The organism is Bifidobacterium sp. wkB344, assembly GCF_003688305.1.
GTDB lineage: Bacteria > Actinomycetota > Actinomycetes > Actinomycetales > Bifidobacteriaceae > Bombiscardovia > Bombiscardovia mizhiensis.
On the sequence record NZ_NPOQ01000013.1, the window covers coordinates 131,081 to 150,429 of the forward strand.

Consider the following 19,349-nt stretch of genomic DNA (forward strand, 5'->3'; position numbering starts at 1 on the left):
CGGCATGTGTGCAAGAATGGAATCATGGCGAAACCTAGGGTGCTGGTAGTCCAGCATGTGGATTGGGAGAAGCCAGGTCGCATTCTCGACAACCTCCAGGAGTGCGGGCTGGATACCGAGATCACCAATATCGTGGACGAGAAGAAGCCCAAGCTGCCGCGCTCGCGGGAGTTGGCGGGACTGGTCATCATGGGCGGGCCCATGTCGGCTGACGACTACGCACATTACCCCGGACTCAAGGCGGAGACCAAGCTGGCCAAGGCTGCGATGGCTGCCAACAAGCCCATTCTGGGGATTTGCCTGGGCCATCAGATTCTGGCGCGAGCCCTGGGAGGCACCCTGATGCGGGACCAGGAGCCCGAATATGGCATGGGGCCCATCCGCTGGGTGGGGCAGGACGACGACGTGGCCATGTGGAGCAAGAACACGGATGTGCTGCACTGGCATGCCGACCAGGTCACCCTGCCGCCGGGGGCCAAGTTACTGGCCCGCTCCCAGGCAACCAAGGTTCAGGCTTTTCGGCTTGGGTCAGCCCTGGGTCTGCAGTTCCACCTGGAGGTGACGGCGCCCATCTTCGAGGAATGGATGCAGGTGCCGAGCATGGTGGGCTCTATGAAGAAGTCCAAGATCGCTAAAATGCGCGACGATTTTATCGAAGGGATGCCGCAGATGCAGCCCTTGGCCGATGCCATCTTTTCTGCCTTTGCGGCCAGGTGTTCGACCCAGGCCGCTCAGCTGGCCGCCGACTGAGGCTATTCCAGCTCCTCTCCGATGGTCAGCCACTCCTCTTCCAGCTGGTCCGACTGTCCGGTCAGATCCTTGAGCTTGCTGTTGAGCTCGTTGAGACCTTGGTAGTCGCCAGGGTCGTGCTCAGCCATCTGTCGTTCAAGATCTTTGCGTTGATCAGCCAGCTTGGCCAGCTTGCGTTCAATGGCGGAGGCCTGCTTGCTCAGATTTCGCCTGGCAACACGTTCGGCCTTGGCCTGATTGTGATTCCCGGTCTCCTTGGCTGATGCCTGGCCCGGTGCATCCGTAGCCTCACGGTCGGCCGACTCGACCATGTCCAGGTAGTCCTGGACACCGCCGGGCAGATGAACCACCTTGCCGTTGATCAGCGCGAACTGCTGGTCGGTCACCCGCTCCAGCAGGTAGCGGTCGTGGGAGACCACGATCAGGGTGCCCGGCCATGAGTCCAGCATGTCTTCCATGACGGCCAGCATGTCGGTATCCAGGTCGTTGCCTGGCTCATCCATGATCAGTACGTTGGGCTCGTCCAGCAGGATGAGCAGGAGCTGCATGCGGCGCTTCTGTCCGCCTGACAGGTCACTGATCCTGGTCATCAGCTGGGAGCTTTCAAAGCCCAGGCGCTCCATCAATTGGCTCGGGGATACCTCCTTGCCCTCCACCAGATAGGTGGGCTTGTAGCGGCTGAGGACCTCCTTGATCCGATAGCGGCCCAGTTTCTCCAGCTCGTCCAGACGTTGGGTCAGCACCGCAAAGCGGACCGTCTTACCTACTTTGACGTGTCCTGCTGTGGGAGCCACGCTGCCGTCAATCAGACCCAGCAGGGTGGACTTGCCCGCTCCGTTGGCGCCTACGATGCCGAATCGGTCGCCAGGGCCGATCAACCAGGTCACGTCGTCCAGGACCTTGTGACCGCTGATAGTGAGGGTGTCGGCCGCTGCAGTGCTCGGGCGGTCCTGGCCGTCCTCACCACTCTTGTCGGGATCGGTAGCCACGGTCACCGAACCCATCAGCGGACGTTCGGCGTGAGGGGAGGGGACCCGGTCGTTCTTGTTTCCATCGGTATCGGGGTCGGCACCTGGATAGATCTTGGTCACGTCGATCAGGTCCACCACCTGCTTGCCCAGGCGGGAGGTGGCCATCCGCTTAAGCTCCAGGCTGTTGCGCATGGGTGGCACGTCGGCGATCAGTTCCTGCGCCGCCTTGACATGGAACTTCTGCTTGGTCGAGCGGGCCCGGGCGCCTCGGGTCAGCCATGCCAGTTCCTTGCGGGCCAGGTTGCGGCGCTTGGTCTCGGCCAGATCCGCCTGGCGCTCGCGCTCCACCCGCTGGAGCATGTAAGCGCTGTAGCCACCCTCGAAGGGGTCGATGGTTCCGTCATGCACCTCCCACATGGAGGTGCAGACCTCGTCCAGGAACCAGCGGTCGTGGGTGACCAGCAGGAGGGCTCCGGAGTTCTTGGCCCAGCGGTTCTTCAGGTGTTCGGCCAGCCAGTGGATGGTGAGCAGATCCAGATGATTGGTCGGCTCATCCAGGGCCAGGATGTCCCAATCCCGGAGCAGCAGCCGGGCCAGATCCACCCTGCGGCGCTGACCGCCTGACAGGGTGCCCACCTTGGCTTCCAGCTCCATGCCGCCCAGAAGGGACTCGACGATTTCACGGGATCGGGGGTCGGCAGCCCACTCGTAGTCTTGCCGATTCTCCAAGGCAGCCTTGCGGACCGTGTCCTCGTCCTTCAGGGGATCACGTTGGTCCAGCATGCCGAAGGTGAGTCCATTGCGCATGGTTACCCGGCCCTGATCGGGTTCCTGGGTGCCTTTCAGCAGATGCAGCAGTGTGGATTTGCCGTCACCGTTTCGGCCCACGATGCCGATCCGATCGCCCTCGAAAATACCCTGCGTCACATCCGTAAAGATGGTTTTGGTGGCGAAAGATAGAGCGACGTGTTCCAGACCGAGATCATAGATGGGCATGATTCCCCAATCTACCGCCAGCCTTGGATGGAATGAGCTGTGGGCTTTTCAAGGGGAGAGGGATTATTGGTCCTGGTCGTTCTCCTGGTTACGCTGATGAATTCTGTCCAGGTAACCGGTTTTGTCCGCATCGGTGATAGATCGCAGGACAGCGCAGGGGTTGCCGACCGCAACTACCTGATCCGGTATGTCATGGGTGACGACAGACCCTGCTCCGATGACGGCTCCACGGCCGATCCGCACTCCTCCCAGGACGACTACGTGGCCACCCAGCCAGGCTCCCTGGCAGATTTCGATGGGTCGGGCCTGGCAGGCGCCAGCCTTCCGCTCCTCATAGTCCAGGGCATGGTTGGTGCAGAAGAGCCCTGCGCCGGGGCCTATCCACACGTTCCTGCCTATGGTGATCGGAGCGTTGTCCAGCATGACGGCCCCGTAATTGATTAGCGTCTGACTGCCGATCCGTATGTTGCAACCGACTTCGCATCTGAAGTCCGGATTGATGACGACATCCTGTCCCACCTGGCCCAGCAGGTCTTCCAGAATCCGTCGCCGTTCCTGCTTCTGCCCAGGGCCGGTCCTGTTGTACTCCAGGAAGAGGTTCTCGGCACGTTCCCTTTGGCGATCGATGTCGGGATGGGTGTCTTGATAGACCTGACCGGATACCATCCGCTCCCATTCGATTCGGCCGGTCCGGCTCATTCCCGCCGTCACATCGTCAGTCATGCGCACCACCTTCCAGGATTACAGGAGGAATCAGCGGCCGGTGATCTGGGAGCCCAGCACCTTCTCGCTCAGAGCCCGGGGACCCCGGGTAACAGCCACGGCGCCCGACCGGACCAGCTCGATGATGCCGAAGGGCCGCAGCAGCCGCAGCAGGGCCTCCAGTTTGCCCTCTGCCCCCGTAGCCTCAATGGTCAGGGACTCGGGATGGACATCGACTACGCGCACGCGGAAGAGTTTGACGATCTCCAGCACGTCGGAGCGGTTGCGTTCGTTGGCCTTGACCTTGATCATGACCAGCTCGCGCTCCACGGCCTCGTCACCCTTGAGCTCGACGATCTTGAGCACATGCAGCAGCTTGTTGAGCTGCTTGATGATCTGTTCCAGGGGGACGGCCTCCACGTCTGCTGTGACCGTGATCCGGGAGATGTCGTCTCGCTCGGTGGACGAGACGGACAGGGAGTTGATGTTGAAGGCGCGCCGGGCGAACAGGCCAGCCACCCTGGCCAGGACGCCGGGGCGGTTCTCGACCAGGACGGAAAGGGTGTGCCGTTCGGAACCGGGCTTGGATGCTGGATAATTGGCCATGTGGTGCCCCTTTCCTACTTGTTCATGCGACCGGCGGCGTCGCTGGCCATGGCTGCCCGGTCGGCTCCGGTCTGCTCATGCGGCTCGGGCTGCTCCTGCTCCGGACGGATGCCGGCCAGGGGCTGCACGCCGGGCTTGTAGATGATGGTGTCATTGGAGGCGCCTGCCGGGACCATAGGCCAAACCATGGCATCCTTCCAGACGCGGAAGTCAATTAGGACCGGCCGGTCGGTCACTGCGTTGGCCTTATCGATGGCCTCCAGGGCCTGTTCCTGGGTAAAGGCACGCAGTCCCAGGCAGCCATAGGCCTCGGCCAGTTTGACGAAGTCGGGGATGCCATTGCCTTCTGTGGGCTTTGCGCCACCGTCCTCCAGGTTGGTCTGGGAGTAGTGGCTGCCGTAGAAGAGGGTCTGCCACTGACGCACCATGCCATAGACCGAGTTGTTGAGTATGGCTATGCGGATGGGCAGTCCCGCCTGCCCGGCTGTGGCCAGCTCCTCGGAGGTCATCTGGAAGGAGCCGTCCCCGTCGATCAGCCAGACGGGCCGCGGATCTTCCTGTTCCCTGGTGCCGATGGCTGTGCCGATAGCGGCGGGCAGGCCGTAGCCCATGGTTCCCAGTCCGCAGGAGGAGACCCAGGAGCGGGTGCGTTCGAAGTCGATGAACTGGCTAGCCCACATCTGGTGCTGACCCACGCCGGATACCCAGATGGTGTTGGGATCGGCCTTGTTGCTCAGGGTCTGGACCACCCACTGGGGGGCCAGGGTGCCGTCCGGGCTGGGCTCAAAGGTGGTGGGGTAGTCGTGCCGCCAGCCGTCGATCAGTCGCCACCAGGGCTTGAGGTCGGGCTTGCCCCAGGTGCGTTGGGCTGCCTTGAGTGCCGGGATCAGGTCGTCCAGCACCTGGCCCACGTCCCCGACGATGGGTACGTCTGCCTGCCGGTTCTTACCGATTTCGGCCGGGTCGATGTCGATGTGGATGACCCTGGCCACAGGGGCGAAGTCCTCAAGGCTGCCGGTCACCCGGTCGTCGAAGCGTGTGCCTACGGCCACCAGCAGGTCGGAGTGCTGGATGGCGCCGTTGGCGGCCACTGTGCCGTGCATGCCGGGCATTCCCAGTACTGCAGGATCGGAGTCAGGTACGATGCCTCGCGCAGGCAGGGTGGTGACCATGGGGGCACCGGTGGCTCGCACGAGTTCCTGGACCTGCCGACGGGCGTCGGACCGGACTGCGCCGCCGCCCACATAGAGGACAGGCCTGTGCGACTGGACCAGGAGCCGGGCGGCATCATCCAGGACGTGCCCGTGGGCGCGCGTCACCGGGTTGTAGCCAGGCAGGATCATCTCCTGGGGCCAGGAATAGAGCATTTTGCCGTTTTGGGCCGTCTTGCTCAGGTCCACCACCACCGGGCCGGGCCTTCCCGAGCGGGCGATGTGATAGGCCTCGGTCATGACCCGGGGGATGTCCTGGGCCTTGGTCACCAGATAGGAGTGTTTGGCCACCGGGTAGGTGATGCCCACGATGTCGGCCTCTTGGAAGGCGTCGGTGCCGATGGAGTCCACACCCACCTGGCCGGTCACCACTACCAGGGGAACCGAGTCCATCATGGCATCGGCTATGGGGGTGACCATGTTGGTGGCTCCGGGTCCGGAGGTCACCAGGCAGACCCCCACCTTGCCTGTGGAGACGGCGTAGCCCTCGGCTGCGTGGCCGGCTGCCTGCTCGTGGCGGGTTAGTGTGAAGTTGAAGCGCACCTGCTCGTCAATGGCGTCGTAGGCGGGCAGAATAGCGCCTCCTGGAACGCCGAAGACCTGGGTGACCCCCAGATCCTCCAGGGACCGAATCAGCGCCTGGGCTCCCGTCATGGGCTCGCCTTGGGCGGGGACATCCTTGTCGTCATGGTCCCAGTTCTTGGGTACCGAGCTGAATGCTTGCAGAGGTGTCGGCAGACTCATGTTTCCTCTCGACCTCCAGACTGCGCGCCGACCTGCGGCCGTGCATGTCGAAATACGAACCTGTCGGAGCGTCGGCGGGGTGGGCGGACGAATCCCGATCAGGAGGAGGCACCTGTGCCGTTCGTGACGGCGTGCTTCCGGGTTATGCCCATAGTCTAAACAGGGGTCTGGTCGGGGCGTTGGCGCAGTACCGCATGCCGGAATTTCGGTTGGAACCTCAGGAGGATTGCTCGGCGCGCAGAGTCGCAAGCAGATCCTGGTCGTCCAGCCGCTTCCACCCCTGGGCGGCAGCAGCCAGCTGGGCCTTCCGCTTGCTACTGGCCCGGCCCTTGCCGATCACGGTCCCGCCGTCCTCCAGGCGCAGTTCGGCGGTAAAGACCTGGGCGTATTCCGGTCCGGAGACCGCCATGGCGTACCGGGGCTCGCCCAAGCCCAGCTTGTGGGCCTTGACGGTGATCGAGGTCTTCCAATCCAGTGCCGGCCCCTCGGTGGCTACCTCGGCCAGGGTGTCGTCAAGAAGGGTATGGACGGTGGTCCTGGCCCCCTCGATGCCGTGTTCCACAAAGACCGACCCGATCAACGATTCGACGGTGTCGCAGAGTATGGAGTCCTTGTCGGCCCCGCCGTTTTCGCTCTCGCCATGGCCCAGAAGAATATACTGCCCCAGGTGCAGTTTCTTTCGGGCGATGGCCGACAGCGCCTCCTCGGAGACCGCCTTGGCCCGCATTTTGGCCAGCTGGCCCTCGGTCATGTCTGGATGAACCTTGTATAGGGTCTCGGTGGCCACTAGTTCCAGAACCGCGTCGCCCAGGAACTCCAGCCGTTCATTGTTGGGCATGCCGGGGTGCTCATGGGCGAAGGAGCGATGGGTCAGGGCGTGCACCAGCAGTTCCGGGCTGATCCTGCCACCCAGGGCCTGGAAGAGCTCCTCAGCCGCCTGGTTGCCGGGATCCACTTGCTCCTGTTCCTCCTGCTGCATATGGTCTTCCTGATCCTTTCTGGACTGCTCTGTCTGCATGGCCTTTCTCGCTTTCTCGGCCTTGCCCTCTGATGATATGGAAAAACCCCTGCCACCCGTCGATGGCCGGGGTTCTCTCATTGCGTATCGTTCGCCGATTGGCTCACTTGCTGAACTGCGAGCGAATGGCGTCGCGGTAGACGCGCCCGCGGTACATGCCGCAGCTGGGGCATGCCATGTGCGGCAGCGCAGGGGCTCCGCAGTTGGGGCAAGTCACCGTAGCGGCGGCCTGGGTCTTCCAGTTGGCGCGCCGGGAATGGGTGTTGGCGCGCGAGGTCTTGTACTTTGGCAGTGCCATATTGTCCTCTGTTTCGATCGAATACTTCGAGCTTAAGCGTAGAGCAGTCTACCGCAACCTCCGGTCATTCGCCAGCCTGGCCGTCGTTGCCGGGGTTCTCCTCCTGCTCCAAGCGCTGTTTGAGTCCCGCCAGGGCCGCCCAGCGGTCGTCCATTATCTCGTGGTGGTGATCGGGATGGTCGTTCAGATCCATGCCGCACTGGGGGCACAGACCCCGGCAGTCTGGTCGGCACAGGGGCTGCAGGGGGAGGGCCTCCACCAGGGTGTCGCGCAGCAGGGCTTCCAGATCCATAAAGGCGCCCCCGCTGGCCAGAGGATAGGTCTGACCGCTGGCTTCCTCCTGTTCGGCCAGGATCTCCTCCTTACCATGGGTCGGCTCCGGTTCGGGCTCCTTGTAGGGGAAGAAGACCACCGGGTCGTCCTGGATACTGGTATTCACGGGTCTCAGGCAGCGGGTGCATTCGGTCTTCAGGGGCGCGCTGATGTGGGCCTGCAATAAGAGTCCGTCCACAAGGGAGTCGATGTCGCCCTTCACGTGCACTGGTGTTCCTGCCGGGATGCCCACTACCTGGTCGCCAATGCCCTCAGGGGCTGGAAAATCGCGGTCCACCTGGGTGCTCTGCCCTGCCCGCGTCGACACCTGGGCCACTGAAACCGCCCAGGGGGAATCCTCTGGTCTGCTCATCCCTGCGTCTCCTTTCCCTGATCCGAGACTGACGCGTTCATGCTACGCGCTGCCTCCTGCTCACGCTGGTGGAGAACCTCCAGACCGGCACGCACATCCTGACTCATCTTGCCCAGCTGGGCGTCAAGCTCACCCATGACCTGGGCGGCATACCCATCGGCCCCTTGGACCAGACGGTCTGCCTGGGCCTGGGCCGTGTCAATGATGGTCTGGGCATTTTGCCGGGCTATGGCCACTACGTTCTCCTGGCCGGCCAGGAAGCGGGCCTGCTCGCCAGCTTCCTTGACGATGTCTGCAGCTCGGCTCTGAGCGTCGGATATGGTGGCGTTGGCCTGGGTCTGCGCCGTGTTCAGCCGGCGTTCCGCCTCCCTCATGAGCGCCGAGGCCCGCTCCAACTGCACTGGCAGCATTTTTTTGAGTTCGTTGAGGTCGTCGGCCAGCTCGTCCCGGTCCACCTTGACCAGTCCCGGGCTGAAAATGGGGGCCTTGGCCTCGTCCAGCATGGCCTGGATCCGGTCGATGATGTCATAGACGGTGGTGAATTCCGATCGGGGATTCCCGCTCTCGCTTCGATCCTCCTGCAGGTCGGGCAGGTCCTTCATGTCGACTGCGGATCTGGGAGCGCTCGCTCTGGTCGAGTCGTCGATAGGCTCGTCATCGTCCCTTTCCTGGGTCTGCTCGTTCATCATTGGCTCTTTTCCGTGTGCGGTGTGTCCCTGTGCAAGGTGTCTATCAGTGCATCCACGACGCTGTCGGGGACCATGCCGGTGATGTCCCCTCCATGCCTGGCCACATCCTTGACGATGGTGCTGGAGATGTGTTCCCTCACCGGATCGGCTGGCAGGAAGAGCGTTTCCACTCCGGACAGCTTGCGATTGACCAGGGCCATGCCCAGCTCGGCTTCATAGTCCCCGTTCTGCCTCAGTCCCTTGACGATGACCGAGGCGCCCACCTTACGGCAGTAGTCGGTGATCAGGCCATCGGTAGAGGCTACGGTGATGTTCGGGTATCCGTCCTCGTCCAGGGCACGGCGGATCATGGCCACCCGCTCCTGTTCGCTGAACATGGGGGTCTTGGCGGCATTGACGGCCACAACCACGTGAACCGTCTCAAAGAAGCAGGCGCAACGTTCGATCACATCCATGTGGCCGGAAGTGACCGGATCATATGAGCCAGGGCATACAGCGATAGTCATGATTCTCAGCGTAGCGCGTCATAGGGAGCGAACGTGTAGCTCGCCGCCGTACCATGGATGTCATGACTGCAAGCAAGAGCATTCGCATGGAGGATCCGGAGCGGGAGCAGAACCCCGACCAGGGCACTGGCACGGCTGTGCTGGACCGTCCGGACACCGAGACCGCCGAGAAAACCCGGCTGAACGACCAGGGCGATGCGGACCGGTTCGCCCACTACGTCTCCCGTGAGCGCATCGCCGAATCCAAACTGACGGGCCGACCGGTCGTGGCCCTCTGCGGCAAGGTCTGGGTGCCCAAGCATGACCCCTCCCAGTACCCGGTCTGCCCGGACTGCAAGCGCATCTACGAGCAGATGACCGGTGGCAGCCACTGGGCGCTATTGAGCGGTCCGGGTTGCTTCAGGACTGCTTGTCCAAGGCGATCCGGTCGATCATCTCCAGCTCCTCCCGGCTGAAGTCGGCCGACTGGACAGCCTTGAGATTGTCCAGGATTTGCTCGGGCTTGGAGGCGCCGATGAGCACCGAGGTGACAGCCGGGTCCCTGAGCAACCAGGCCAGGGCCATCTCTGCCAGACTCTGGCCGCGTTGACGGGCCAGGTCGTTCAACTTCTGAATCTGCTTTAGCCGCTGAGGGGTCAGCGCAGACTCCTTGAGGAAGCGACCGTCGGACCGAATGCGGCTGTCCTCGGGAATCCCGTGCAGGTAGCGGTCGGTCAGCAGCCCCTGGGCCAGGGGGCTATAGGTGATCAGTCCCTTCTTCTCTTTCATCACGGCTTCTTTGAGCCCGTTGTCCTCGATGGTTCTGTCGAAGATGGAATAGCGGTTCTGGTTGATGACGAAGGGGACGTGCATCTCAGTCAGGATGGCCGCAGCCCGTGTCATGGTCGGCCCGTCGTAGTTGGATAGTCCCAGGTAGAGGGCCTTGCCGCTGGTGACCGCCTGAGCCAGGGCGCCCATGGTCTCTTCTAGGGGTGTGTCCGGATCGGGGCGATGGTGGTAGAAGATGTCCACATAGTCAAGCCCCAGCCGTTTCAGGCTCCGGTCTAGTCCGGACAGCAGATGCTTGCGTGAGCCAAGGTTCCCGTAAGGGCCGGGCCACATTTCATAACCAGCCTTGGTGGAGATGACCAGCTCCTGGCGGTGGTGGCTGAAGCATCGCCGCAGGATGATCCCCATGTTGCGTTCGGCGGCGCCCGGTTCAGGCCCGTAGTTGTCGGCCAGATCGAAGTGGGTGATGCCGTGGTCGAAGGCCGTCGTGCACAGCTCCTGCATACGATCCAGGGGTGTGGTGTCGCCGAAGTTGTGCCAGCAGCCCAGGCAGATGGGTGGCAGTTTCAGACCGCTGTCGCCACAGGGCCGGTAGGTTGTGGAATCGTACCGGCTCGGGTCGGGCTGGTAGGTTTCGGATTGTGTGCTCATCAGATGGTCCTCACTAGGGTGGGCAGGACCGGCTCCCCCTTCATCAGGCTCAGGGCGTTGATGGGCAGCTCCTTAAGGGCCTTGGCCCGGTGCTCCCGGGCGTCCAGCACGGCTTGCTCACCCTGGAACTCTGGCTTGCCCTGGCCATGATCCACGTAGGTGACCAGCAGATCCCGCCAGTCCTGCTCGGGCGTATAGGCTGCCAGCGCATCCTCAGCGCCCGAGATGACGTGCTCAGCATCGGCCACTCCGTTGTGGTAGGAGCGGTAGGCCAGCTTGCGCCCCGGCACTGAGGCCTTGCCCACCGACTTCTTGGCGACGGCCTGCATAACTCCGTCGGAGTTCTCACGCTCGGTCAGCTTGTAGACCATGGCGCAGGTGGGGGCCCCTGAACCGGTGACCAGCATGGTGCCCACCCCGTAGGAGTCCACCGGGGCGTCCTGCAGGGAGGCGATGGCGTACTCGTCCAGATCGTTGGTGACGGTGATGGTGGCCTTGGTGGCTCCCAGGGAGTCCAGCTGGGCGCGGACCTGCTGGGCCAGCGAGCCCAGGTCTCCAGAGTCGATACGAACCCCGCCCAGCTCGGGTCCGGCCACCTCGACGGCTGTCCTGACGGCCTCCTCGATGGAGTAGGTGTCGGTCAGCAGGGTGGTTCCCTTGCCCAGGGCTTGGATCTGCCCTTGGAAGGCCTCGCGTTCATTGTCATGTAGGAGGGTGAATGAGTGGGCTGCGGTGCCGATGGCCTTGAAGCCGTATAGCTTGGCCGCCAGCAGGTTTGAAGTCCCCTGGAATCCGCCGACTATGGCCGCTCTGGCCGCTGCCACGGCCGCATATTCGTTGGCCCGGCGTGCGCCCATGTCCATGCAGGGCCGGCCCTTGGCCGCGGTGACCATGCGGGAGGCGGCCGAGGCCACAGCCGAGTCGTAGTTGAGTATGGAAAGGATCAGCGTTTCCAGCAGGGTGCACTCGCCGAAACTGCCTTCGATCTGCAGAATGGGGGAGTCGGGGAAGAATATCTCGCCCTCCCGGTAGCCGCGGATGGTTCCGGTGAATCGGAAGTGTTCCAGCCAGTCGATGGTGGTCTGGCTAACGATGTGACGGTCGGACAGGAAGCGCAGCTCATCCTCGCTGGGGTGGAAATCCGCCAGCGCATCCAGAATCCGTCCAGTGCCTGCTACCACTCCGTAGCGGCGCCCTGCCGGCAGGTGTCTGGTGTAGACCTCGAAGACGGATCGTCGCCCGGCCGTACCGTCCTGCAGGGCGGCATCCAGCATGGTGTATTCATACATGTCGGTCATCAGAGCCGTCGAGGTTCCGGTGTCCTTACCATTGTTTTCTGCGTTCATATCTTCCCCTTTGTGGGTGGAAAAGCCCTTGGTTGGCCCCCAGTCTAATCCTCTGCCGACCTACTGGCTCGCCCTGCCCTCCTATGGTCGGGTTAAGCTGGTCCGCATGAGATTCGTCGTGGGCATCTACCGGTTGCTGATCGCCTTTTTCTGCCTGGGCGGCACCTACGAGGCCTGGCTGCTGGGGATCGGCAACAAGTGGGTCTATTTTACCTTCCAGACCAATATCGCCCTGGGTCTGGTCATGCTCTGGGCCGGAGCGGCCACCCTGCTCAAGGGCATCCAGCCTCCCGCCTGGCTCAAGGGCTGCCTGACGCTTTACATTGTTATCACTGGGCTGGTGGCCATCCTGGTTCTGGGGCTGAATAGCACGGACTACAAGCTGGTCCTGGGCATCCGGACCACATGGATGATTCACGTCATCAGCCCCATCCTGGCAACGGTGGACTTCCTCTTGTTCGACCCTCATCGTCGCTTCCACTGGCACAACGTGCTGACCTGGCTGATCTATTTCCCCTTCTACGTAGCTTTTGTGTTGATTCGGGCCGCCATCTGGCCTCATTCGGGACCGGAGCCGGGCGGTAATCCCTACCCCTATGCCTTCTTGGATCTCGGGCACCTGGGCTGGGCCCAATTGACGGTCAACCTGGCGGAGTACCTGGTTGTTTTCTTTGCCCTGTCGCTGGTCATCTTCCTGATTGATCGCATCCTGCCGGCCAAGACACCGCTGACCATTGATCGGTAGACGGCTGACGGAATAATAGGGACCAGACCAGGGGAGCCTGGGCGGAACGGAAAGGATCATCACTGATGGTTGCTATCAAGGACATGCTTCAGGAGGGTGCCGTGCTGCGGCCTGACGGCAGGGCGGCTGATGAGCTGCGGCCGGTCGTCATCACCAGGCATTGGACGGAGGCTCCCGAGGGGTCGGTGCTGATCGAGTGCGGCAAGACCAGGGTCATGTGCACGGCTTCCTTCACGCCGACGCTGCCCCGTTGGCGCAAGGACTCCGGGCTGGGCTGGGTCACGGCCGAGTACGCCATGCTCCCCAGAGCCACCAGCGACCGTACTGCACGCGAGTCGGTCCGGGGAAAGGTCGGCGGCCGCACCCAGGAGATCAGTCGGCTGATAGGCCGTTGCCTGCGCGGTGTGGTGGATATGAAGGCGCTGGGTGAGAATCAGATCCAGCTTGACTGCGATGTGCTTCAGGCCGATGGCGGCACCCGTACCGCCTCGGTCACCGGTGCTTACGTTGCCATGGTCGATGCCCTCAGATGGGCCCAGGACCACCATCACATTCGTAGCGCCGACAAGGTGACCAAGGATTGTGTCTCGGCCGTCTCGGTGGGCATCATCGATGGCAAGCCCATGCTTGACCTTCCCTATCTGGAGGACAGCAGGGCCATGACCGATATGAACGTGTCCATGACCGGCTCCGGCGATTTCATAGAAATACAGGGAACGGCGGAGCATCGTCCCTTCAATCGTCAGGAGCTTGGCATCTTGCTGGACCTGGCATCCAAAGGAAACAAGGAGCTTCAGGCCGCTCAGCGCAAGGCTCTGGCATCTGACTGACGCCCACGGTAGGTATTTTCAGCGAGGAGGATCGGTATGGGACAGGCCAGAAAAGTGGTTGTGGCCACGCACAACGAGGGCAAACTAGCTGAGCTTCGTCACATACTCGACGGTTTCCTGGCCGATGAAGGTCAGAAGATTGAGCTGGTTTCGGCGGGGCAGCTGGGACTGTCCGATCCGGTAGAGACCGGCACCACTTTTCAGGAGAACGCTCTTATCAAGGCTGGGCAGGCCGCTCGTGAGTCCGGTTTGCCCTCGCTGGCGGACGACTCAGGGCTGGTCGTTGATGTAATGGGCGCCGCCCCGGGAATCCTCTCGGCACGGTGGAGCGGCCGCCACGGCGACGATCAGGCCAACTTGGAGCTCTTGCTGAACCAGCTGAACGACATTCCCGACGACCACAGGGGAAGTCGGTTTGTCTGTGCTGCCGCCCTAGTCGTTCCGGATGTGCCGGGGTACGCAGTCCGGGGATCTCAAGTGACCAGGGTCGGCGAGATGCCTGGAAGCATCATCCGTCAGGCACGAGGGGACAATGGGTTCGGTTACGACCCGATCTTCGTGCCCCGTGATCAGCCTCGGCGTGCCAGCGACCGGCAGCCGTTGACCTCGGCGGAAATGACCTCGGATGAAAAGAACGCCATTTCACACAGGGGCAAGGCCCTGGCGGCCATCATGCCGATTCTTGTCAGCTGGGTGCTGGGCGATGGCCATATTAGAGGCTGATAAATCCTTATAGATTCCGTACGGTTAACGGTCGCGAAACATCGATAATCATGCCCTGAGTGCCCGGTTAAGCTTGAATTATGTAAAGAAAACGCGAAGGTGCGATTTTTTTATCTCTGTGATACAGTCAGCGGTATTGGGGACGAACAAAAACAAAGTCAGTTTGTTATAACCCACGATTCTATCGAGACTTGGGGGTTTCGTATTGAAGCAACTGCAAGAACGGAACGATAAGGGATCGTTTCATGTGAACCGTCCGATCATTGCCGTTCTGGTAACGCTTCTGGCGACGCTGGCCATGGTTGTTCCGCTGGGACTGAGCGCTCTATCGGCCAATCAGGCCAACGCCATCGATGGAGAGGACGAAACAGCCAGCAGGAAACCCCTGCTCTACACGATGTTGGCTTACAACGACAAGAACGATTCGTATCAGGATGAGCTGCGTATGGATTTTATCCTGCGCGTGGCACACGGTGAGTTCAAACCGGATTGTGTGAAAACAGGTAGCGCTGATACCAATGGTTCTTGCAACTTATCCTTTATATATCAGTATAATGGAACACGTAATCCAGCACACTACCGCCGAGTAAAGTATCTCAACACTATTGCATCGGACAACACCTCTAGCGGTGCTGAGCAATGGGCAAAAAACCAGGATGAGTTTTTCACGGTTCATAAGGTGATCAACTCAGGTTTGTATGATTTCCTGGTAGTTTCCATTGAGGGTGATATGGATCTATTGAATAATGCCGCTGATGTAAAAAATTATCTGCCGAAGGCTGAGGTTGCTCCATATTTCCAAGCCGGCGGCCATGTAGAGCCCCTGACTGTCTATGCGATTGTAGGTTCACAGAAAGATGCACTGTCTTGTAACGGCGGCTCCTGGGCTTATGGGACCAATGATTGTGACCCCTTTGACCCTAATACGATGAGCAATCTGCAAGATAGGTCAGCCAACATCATGGATGATTTGGCCAAACAGGGCAAGAGCATGAAGCTGTATATGGGGGATTGCTATGAAGCCAGTTCTGATCCCAAGAGCTCTGATCTCAGGTGCAGCGGTCCCTATTCCTGGATAGGTTGGGACTACCACCCGGATCTTTATCTTAGCCATCAGGCTAATTGGGGCCTGGTGACTGACTATGGTCTTCCTGCCGATTCCGGCCATGGAATAAAGGCTGTTGGACCCGGGGTGGCGCCTCCCCGCTCTTTCTTCGTGTATTGGGAAAACCCTAGGGGAGGCAATGTCGGTAAGGGCATATGCTCTGAGACCACGTCATACTACTATCAATGGGTGGGTCTCAAAGACAGCCAATGGGTGCCTGTCGATGATCTGACTCCTGAGCCGATCCTGGTGGAGGGCCAGCAGCCGAGTCCGAACACGCTGACCACTACTAATGGGACTCAAGGCACGGCTGATTCCTATTCGGCCTTCAATTTGCCTAAGCAGCCGAATAATTCCAATGAGATGTTTGCCACTGACAAGAACGGTCAGCCTATGCCCGCTCAGAATGCTGATGGCTCCATTGACTTCAAGAAGGCCAAGGAAGACCAGGATCTGGACGGCTATTTCAAGCTGGTTACCTGGCCTGTGACCAAGAACTTGAATGACACCGGCACCGTCAACAACTGCAATGTCAATCCCGAAGTATACAACCCCATGCGCAAGGGTCTCGCGGGCATCGATGATGGCATGTCTGACGCGAAGAAAGATGAGAACTTGACTGCAGGATGGACCATCGATACTGCATTCTATAAGTACGATGTGCCTCGTCCCGATGATCCGACGATCACCAACATCCAGAATGATACCGACGGTTCCTTGAATACCTCAGGAAGCGTCTATACCGGCAAGCTTGATCCGGTGGTCAGCGGTGAGTGCACTCCCTCCAAAAACAGTGCGCATCCGAATGTTGTGACGCTCTACGGTGAGGATCCCAGCAAACCCTTTAACGATGGTCAGGGTGCAAACAATGACGATCTTGTAAAATCCGCGGACACTTGGGGATTCAAGCTGGGCGAGGCTGAATGCAAGGCCGACACTGGCAGCAAACAAGGAGGCTCCTGGCAGATACAGGACACCAATAAGCAGTATCCGTCGCCGGATCCAGGCAATAAGTACAACGGTTACAGGCGCTATCACGCCTGGGTGACCGAAACAACCTCTGGGTTCGGCTTGACCTCCTTCTTCTCGAATATTGGGACGGCCTATTTTGTTTCAAAAGAAAACGTCCCGGACGCGAGCAAGTTCTCGGTTACGGTGCCTCATACCATCAACGGGACGCTGCCGGCCAATGTAGTAATCACCTTCAAGGGGACTGTTTCACCTATATATACGGCCTGGTCCTCGGGAGGGCTGGGGATGACGGATTCCAGGATGGCCGTTTCGATGAAGCAGAATGCTGCCTCGGATTGGACGGCCCTGGTGACCACTCCGGCCAACACCTTCCAGAGAGACGCGGCGGTCGGCACCGCGCCTTCCGTAACAGATTCCGCGACGGGTCTTACGCTGAATCTCACCAAGACGGCAGCTACCACCTGGTCCTGGTCGCTGAACATACCCGCTGACAAGTTCACCGGCTACAACGGCAGCGACGAGACGCAGACCTATGCCTTCCAGGTTGAGATGATCAACCCGATGAACATCCGTTCGGGCCCGGCTTCCATCGAACGGAAGGTTGACATGACGCCTACCACGCTGACCATTGATCGTCATGATGTCTTCCAGGTGGCCGGCAAGGCCGATAAGTATGTGGACGGCAACACGAAGGTTCCTGAGACCAAAGGGACCATGGTGCATGTGACCTGGCCTGACAATACCGGCACGGATGTGGCTGTGGGGGACCAGGGCATATGGCAGGCGGTTCCTCCTGAAGGGATGAAGCAGGGGGATGTCGCCGTCCAGGTGCTTTCCGATGATGCCGAGGGCCCTGATTCGCAGGGCAGGTTCCAAGGCGGGAACCAGTCGGCTTCGGTGTCGCAGGAGCTGGAGTTCCGGCCTTCGACATCCTCCCTGCCGCTGACCGGCGGCTGGCCGCTTTCCGTGCTCAAAATCCTGCTGCTGATAGCCCTTGGCCTGGTGGGCTTCGTGGCCTGCCTGAGGAACAAGCAGGAAAGTCGCCACTGACCCCGAAAGTATAAGCCAGGGCCCGTTCCCACCTCGAGGAATTAGGAGGTGAGGGCAGGTCCTGGTTTTTTTTTTAACTTCCATGCGGGTGCCAATACACTATTCGTGCCTACGGTGTGTCCTGTCGTTGCCAAAGGTGCTCGGTGAAAGAGCTGCTTGACAGCATCGAACAGTGAACCTTCTCATTACCAATCAGACGCTCTGTCAACCAATCCAGACCAGCCAGAGTCAAGACCGTGGACGGTCGCGAAACGCCGATTATAGAATAATTTATCTGAATCCCAAATAATGCTTCTAATTTCTGTACTCTTAGCTGCGTAGTAAAAAATGAAGCTGCTTTTTGTGCTCTATATACAGTTGGCTTAATTGGGGATAAGTCAAAAGCAAAGTCGATCTGGTCTAGAGCTTGATTTCATTGTGATTTTGGGGGGTATTGTATTGAAGCGTTTGCAGGAACGGGGCACCAAGCGTCCACAACATATGAAACGTCAGATCATCGCCGTTCTGGTAACCCTTCTGGCGACGTTGGCCATAGTGATTCCGCTTGGGCTGAGCGCTCTGTCAGCCAGTCAGGCCAATGCCGTCAACGGACAGGATGAAACAGCCAGCAGAAAACCCCTGCTCTATCGGATGTTGGCCTACAACGACAAGATCGATTCCTATCAGGATGAGCTGCGCATGGACTTCATTCTGCGCGTGAAACACAACGATTTCGACCCTTCTTGCGCCGATGCCTCCGGTGGTGTCGATACCAGGGGCGCTTGTAATTTGTCCTTTGTATATCCGTATCTTGGTTCGACAAATCAGTCATACTATCGGAGGGTTAAGTATCTGAACACTATAGCTTCAGCATCATCCTCGGGTCAGCCCTGGTCCGGAGCCTACAAGTGGGCACAAAATCAAGATGAGTACTTCACCGTACACACGATAATCAATTCTGGTTTATACGACTATTTGACCATTTCCATCGAGGGCGATTTGAATCTCAGGGATACTTCCAGCAATGTGTCAGATTATAAAGCTGGTGGTACTGATGAGCCTTTGAACGTCTTTGCGGTCGTTGGACAACAACAGGGGGCACTGTCTTGTGGCGGTATTTCGTGGGGCTGGGGTATTGCCGATTGTGGCACTTTTAAGCCTGACACGATGATTAACGCGCCTGATAGGACATCGAATATCACCTCATCCTTAACGGCGAACGGCAAGAACTTTAAGCTATATATGGGCGACTGCATGGGCAAGGGCGCCGATCTTCAGTGCAGCGGACCGTACTCTTGGATTGGGTGGAATGACCAGCCAGATCTCTATGGCGGGAATCAGGCTAATTGGGGCATGGTGACCGATTATGGTTTTCCTGCCTATTCTGACACCAGTGTTGGAAGTATCAATGGCACCAATCCGGGCACAGCCCCATCGCGGTCTTTCTTCACGTACTGGCTGAATCCGCGTGGCAGTACCATCTATAACCCTGATGGCATATGTTCCGAGACCAATTCCTATTATTACCAGTGGGTGGCTTTGAAGGACAGCGAGTGGGTGCCTGTTGATGAGTTGACACCTGAGCCGGTCCTGGTGACAGGCCAGCAGCCGTCTCCTAATTCGGTCACCACCACGGTAGGTAAGCAATATCAAGTCAGCAGGTATTCGGCTTTCAACGTGAGTCCAAAGGACCCAAGGTATCTCAATAACCCCGATGAGCTTTTTGCGACCGATAAGAACGGCAATCCGATGCCTGCCCAGAATTCGGACGGTTCCATCAATTTCAAAGAGGCCAAGGAGAAGCAGGATCTTGACGGCTACTTCAAATTTGTTACCTGGCCTGTGACCACGAATCGGGATGGCAGTGCTTGTACGGTCAGTTCTGAAGTGTAAAACCCTGATAAAAAGGGTCTCGTCGGTATACGTGACGGCATGAACAGTTCGGATATAGACCGAAATCTGTCTGCGGGTTGGACGATTAATACGGCGTTTTACAAGTATGAT

General features: G+C 59.7%; 17 protein-coding genes and 1 pseudogene. 7 read left to right on the top strand and 11 right to left on the bottom strand.

Going from position 1 to position 19,349, the window contains the following annotated elements:
• Positions 1 to 24 precede the first annotated feature (24 nt).
• Positions 25 to 750 (top strand): type 1 glutamine amidotransferase, encoded by a 726-nt coding sequence (locus CI601_RS04030; protein ID WP_121914489.1) that lies wholly within the window; start codon positions 25 to 27, stop codon positions 748 to 750.
• Positions 751 to 752: 2 nt separating this feature from the next.
• On the opposite strand, the gene CI601_RS04035 is transcribed toward CI601_RS04030, so the two are convergent.
• From CI601_RS04035 to coaD, 9 genes are all read right to left on the bottom strand, one after another.
• Complete coding sequence (locus tag CI601_RS04035; RefSeq protein WP_121914394.1) at positions 753 to 2,717, bottom strand: ABC-F family ATP-binding cassette domain-containing protein; 1,965 nt, start codon at positions 2,715 to 2,717, stop codon at positions 753 to 755.
• 63 nt (positions 2,718 to 2,780) lie between these two features.
• Positions 2,781 to 3,440 carry a sugar O-acetyltransferase gene (locus CI601_RS04040; protein WP_121914395.1) on the bottom strand — a complete coding sequence of 220 codons (660 nt, stop codon included), beginning with the start codon at positions 3,438 to 3,440 and terminating at the stop codon, positions 2,781 to 2,783.
• Positions 3,441 to 3,470: 30 nt separating this feature from the next.
• Positions 3,471 to 4,025, bottom strand: a complete 555-nt coding sequence (gene ilvN / locus CI601_RS04045) for an acetolactate synthase small subunit (protein WP_015021375.1) — start codon at positions 4,023 to 4,025, stop codon at positions 3,471 to 3,473.
• A 14-nt stretch (positions 4,026 to 4,039) separates the two neighbouring features.
• The gene (locus tag CI601_RS04050; protein ID WP_121914396.1) at positions 4,040 to 5,980 is read right to left on the bottom strand and encodes an acetolactate synthase large subunit; all 1,941 of its coding nucleotides are present in this window, start codon (positions 5,978 to 5,980) and stop codon (positions 4,040 to 4,042) included.
• Positions 5,981 to 6,197: 217 nt separating this feature from the next.
• Positions 6,198 to 6,959, bottom strand: coding sequence for a ribonuclease III (gene rnc / locus CI601_RS04055; RefSeq protein WP_121914397.1), 762 nt, complete (start codon positions 6,957 to 6,959; stop codon positions 6,198 to 6,200).
• A gap of 142 nt (positions 6,960 to 7,101) precedes the next feature.
• Positions 7,102 to 7,296 (bottom strand): 50S ribosomal protein L32, encoded by a 195-nt coding sequence (gene rpmF, locus CI601_RS04060; RefSeq protein WP_015021378.1) that lies wholly within the window; start codon positions 7,294 to 7,296, stop codon positions 7,102 to 7,104.
• Positions 7,297 to 7,360: 64 nt separating this feature from the next.
• Positions 7,361 to 7,981: a DUF177 domain-containing protein gene (locus CI601_RS04065; protein WP_121914398.1), complete on the bottom strand. Its 621-nt coding sequence runs from the start codon at positions 7,979 to 7,981 to the stop codon at positions 7,361 to 7,363.
• Positions 7,978 to 8,670, bottom strand: coding sequence for a cell division protein (locus tag CI601_RS04070; RefSeq protein ID WP_121914399.1), 693 nt, complete (start codon positions 8,668 to 8,670; stop codon positions 7,978 to 7,980). Before CI601_RS04070 ends, CI601_RS04065 begins: the two co-directional genes overlap by 4 nt.
• Positions 8,667 to 9,176 carry a pantetheine-phosphate adenylyltransferase gene (gene coaD, locus CI601_RS04075; RefSeq protein WP_045923959.1) on the bottom strand — a complete coding sequence of 170 codons (510 nt, stop codon included), beginning with the start codon at positions 9,174 to 9,176 and terminating at the stop codon, positions 8,667 to 8,669. The genes CI601_RS04070 and coaD overlap by 4 nt, the downstream gene beginning before the upstream one ends.
• Positions 9,177 to 9,262: 86 nt before the next feature.
• On the opposite strand from coaD, the pseudogene CI601_RS04080 reads away from it, so the two are divergent.
• A pseudogene (locus CI601_RS04080) lies at positions 9,263 to 9,535 on the top strand (DUF3039 domain-containing protein); the annotation flags it as partial.
• Positions 9,536 to 9,575: 40 nt separating this feature from the next.
• Here CI601_RS04080 and CI601_RS04085 read toward each other — a convergent pair.
• Positions 9,576 to 10,595, bottom strand: a complete 1,020-nt coding sequence (locus CI601_RS04085; protein WP_121914400.1) for an aldo/keto reductase — start codon at positions 10,593 to 10,595, stop codon at positions 9,576 to 9,578.
• Complete coding sequence (locus tag CI601_RS04090) at positions 10,595 to 11,941, bottom strand: nicotinate phosphoribosyltransferase (RefSeq protein ID WP_121914401.1); 1,347 nt, start codon at positions 11,939 to 11,941, stop codon at positions 10,595 to 10,597. The genes CI601_RS04085 and CI601_RS04090 overlap by 1 nt, the downstream gene beginning before the upstream one ends.
• 106 nt (positions 11,942 to 12,047) lie before the next feature.
• On the opposite strand from CI601_RS04090, the gene CI601_RS04095 reads away from it, so the two are divergent.
• The 5 genes from CI601_RS04095 to CI601_RS08535 all read left to right on the top strand — a co-directional run bounded on the left by CI601_RS04095 (position 12,048) and on the right by CI601_RS08535 (position 19,238).
• Positions 12,048 to 12,686: a Pr6Pr family membrane protein gene (locus CI601_RS04095; protein WP_024627655.1), complete on the top strand. Its 639-nt coding sequence runs from the start codon at positions 12,048 to 12,050 to the stop codon at positions 12,684 to 12,686.
• 65 nt (positions 12,687 to 12,751) lie between these two features.
• Positions 12,752 to 13,516 carry a ribonuclease PH gene (gene rph, locus CI601_RS04100; protein ID WP_024627656.1) on the top strand — a complete coding sequence of 255 codons (765 nt, stop codon included), beginning with the start codon at positions 12,752 to 12,754 and terminating at the stop codon, positions 13,514 to 13,516.
• Between the two features lie 36 nt (positions 13,517 to 13,552).
• Positions 13,553 to 14,239: an RdgB/HAM1 family non-canonical purine NTP pyrophosphatase gene (gene rdgB / locus CI601_RS04105; RefSeq protein ID WP_121914403.1), complete on the top strand. Its 687-nt coding sequence runs from the start codon at positions 13,553 to 13,555 to the stop codon at positions 14,237 to 14,239.
• A 247-nt stretch (positions 14,240 to 14,486) separates the two neighbouring features.
• Positions 14,487 to 17,366, top strand: a complete 2,880-nt coding sequence (locus CI601_RS04110; protein ID WP_259465305.1) for a hypothetical protein — start codon at positions 14,487 to 14,489, stop codon at positions 17,364 to 17,366.
• Between the two features lie 480 nt (positions 17,367 to 17,846).
• Positions 17,847 to 19,238: a hypothetical protein gene (locus tag CI601_RS08535; RefSeq protein ID WP_259465306.1), complete on the top strand. Its 1,392-nt coding sequence runs from the start codon at positions 17,847 to 17,849 to the stop codon at positions 19,236 to 19,238.
• Positions 19,239 to 19,349 lie beyond the last annotated feature (111 nt).

What these genes read in the sequence shown, in the direction of transcription:
- CI601_RS04040 (WP_121914395.1), bottom strand. Translation starts at nt 3,440, where the DNA reads ATGACTGACGATGTGACGGCGGGAATGAGCCGGACCGGCCGAATCGAA.
- ilvN (WP_015021375.1), bottom strand. Translation starts at nt 4,025, where the DNA reads ATGGCCAATTATCCAGCATCCAAGCCCGGTTCCGAACGGCACACCCTT.
- coaD (WP_045923959.1), bottom strand. Translation starts at nt 9,176, where the DNA reads ATGACTATCGCTGTATGCCCTGGCTCATATGATCCGGTCACTTCCGGC.
- rph (WP_024627656.1), top strand. Translation starts at nt 12,752, where the DNA reads ATGGTTGCTATCAAGGACATGCTTCAGGAGGGTGCCGTGCTGCGGCCT.
- CI601_RS04085 (WP_121914400.1), bottom strand. Translation starts at nt 10,595, where the DNA reads ATGAGCACACAATCCGAAACCTACCAGCCCGACCCGAGCCGGTACGAT.
- rdgB (WP_121914403.1), top strand. Translation starts at nt 13,553, where the DNA reads ATGGGACAGGCCAGAAAAGTGGTTGTGGCCACGCACAACGAGGGCAAA.
- CI601_RS04090 (WP_121914401.1), bottom strand. Translation starts at nt 11,941, where the DNA reads ATGAACGCAGAAAACAATGGTAAGGACACCGGAACCTCGACGGCTCTG.
- CI601_RS08535 (WP_259465306.1), top strand. Translation starts at nt 17,847, where the DNA reads ATGAAACGTCAGATCATCGCCGTTCTGGTAACCCTTCTGGCGACGTTG.
- CI601_RS04035 (WP_121914394.1), bottom strand. Translation starts at nt 2,717, where the DNA reads ATGCCCATCTATGATCTCGGTCTGGAACACGTCGCTCTATCTTTCGCC.
- rnc (WP_121914397.1), bottom strand. Translation starts at nt 6,959, where the DNA reads ATGCAGCAGGAGGAACAGGAGCAAGTGGATCCCGGCAACCAGGCGGCT.
- CI601_RS04050 (WP_121914396.1), bottom strand. Translation starts at nt 5,980, where the DNA reads ATGAGTCTGCCGACACCTCTGCAAGCATTCAGCTCGGTACCCAAGAAC.
- CI601_RS04070 (WP_121914399.1), bottom strand. Translation starts at nt 8,670, where the DNA reads ATGATGAACGAGCAGACCCAGGAAAGGGACGATGACGAGCCTATCGAC.
- rpmF (WP_015021378.1), bottom strand. Translation starts at nt 7,296, where the DNA reads ATGGCACTGCCAAAGTACAAGACCTCGCGCGCCAACACCCATTCCCGG.
- CI601_RS04095 (WP_024627655.1), top strand. Translation starts at nt 12,048, where the DNA reads ATGAGATTCGTCGTGGGCATCTACCGGTTGCTGATCGCCTTTTTCTGC.
- CI601_RS04065 (WP_121914398.1), bottom strand. Translation starts at nt 7,981, where the DNA reads ATGAGCAGACCAGAGGATTCCCCCTGGGCGGTTTCAGTGGCCCAGGTG.
- CI601_RS04030 (WP_121914489.1), top strand. Translation starts at nt 25, where the DNA reads ATGGCGAAACCTAGGGTGCTGGTAGTCCAGCATGTGGATTGGGAGAAG.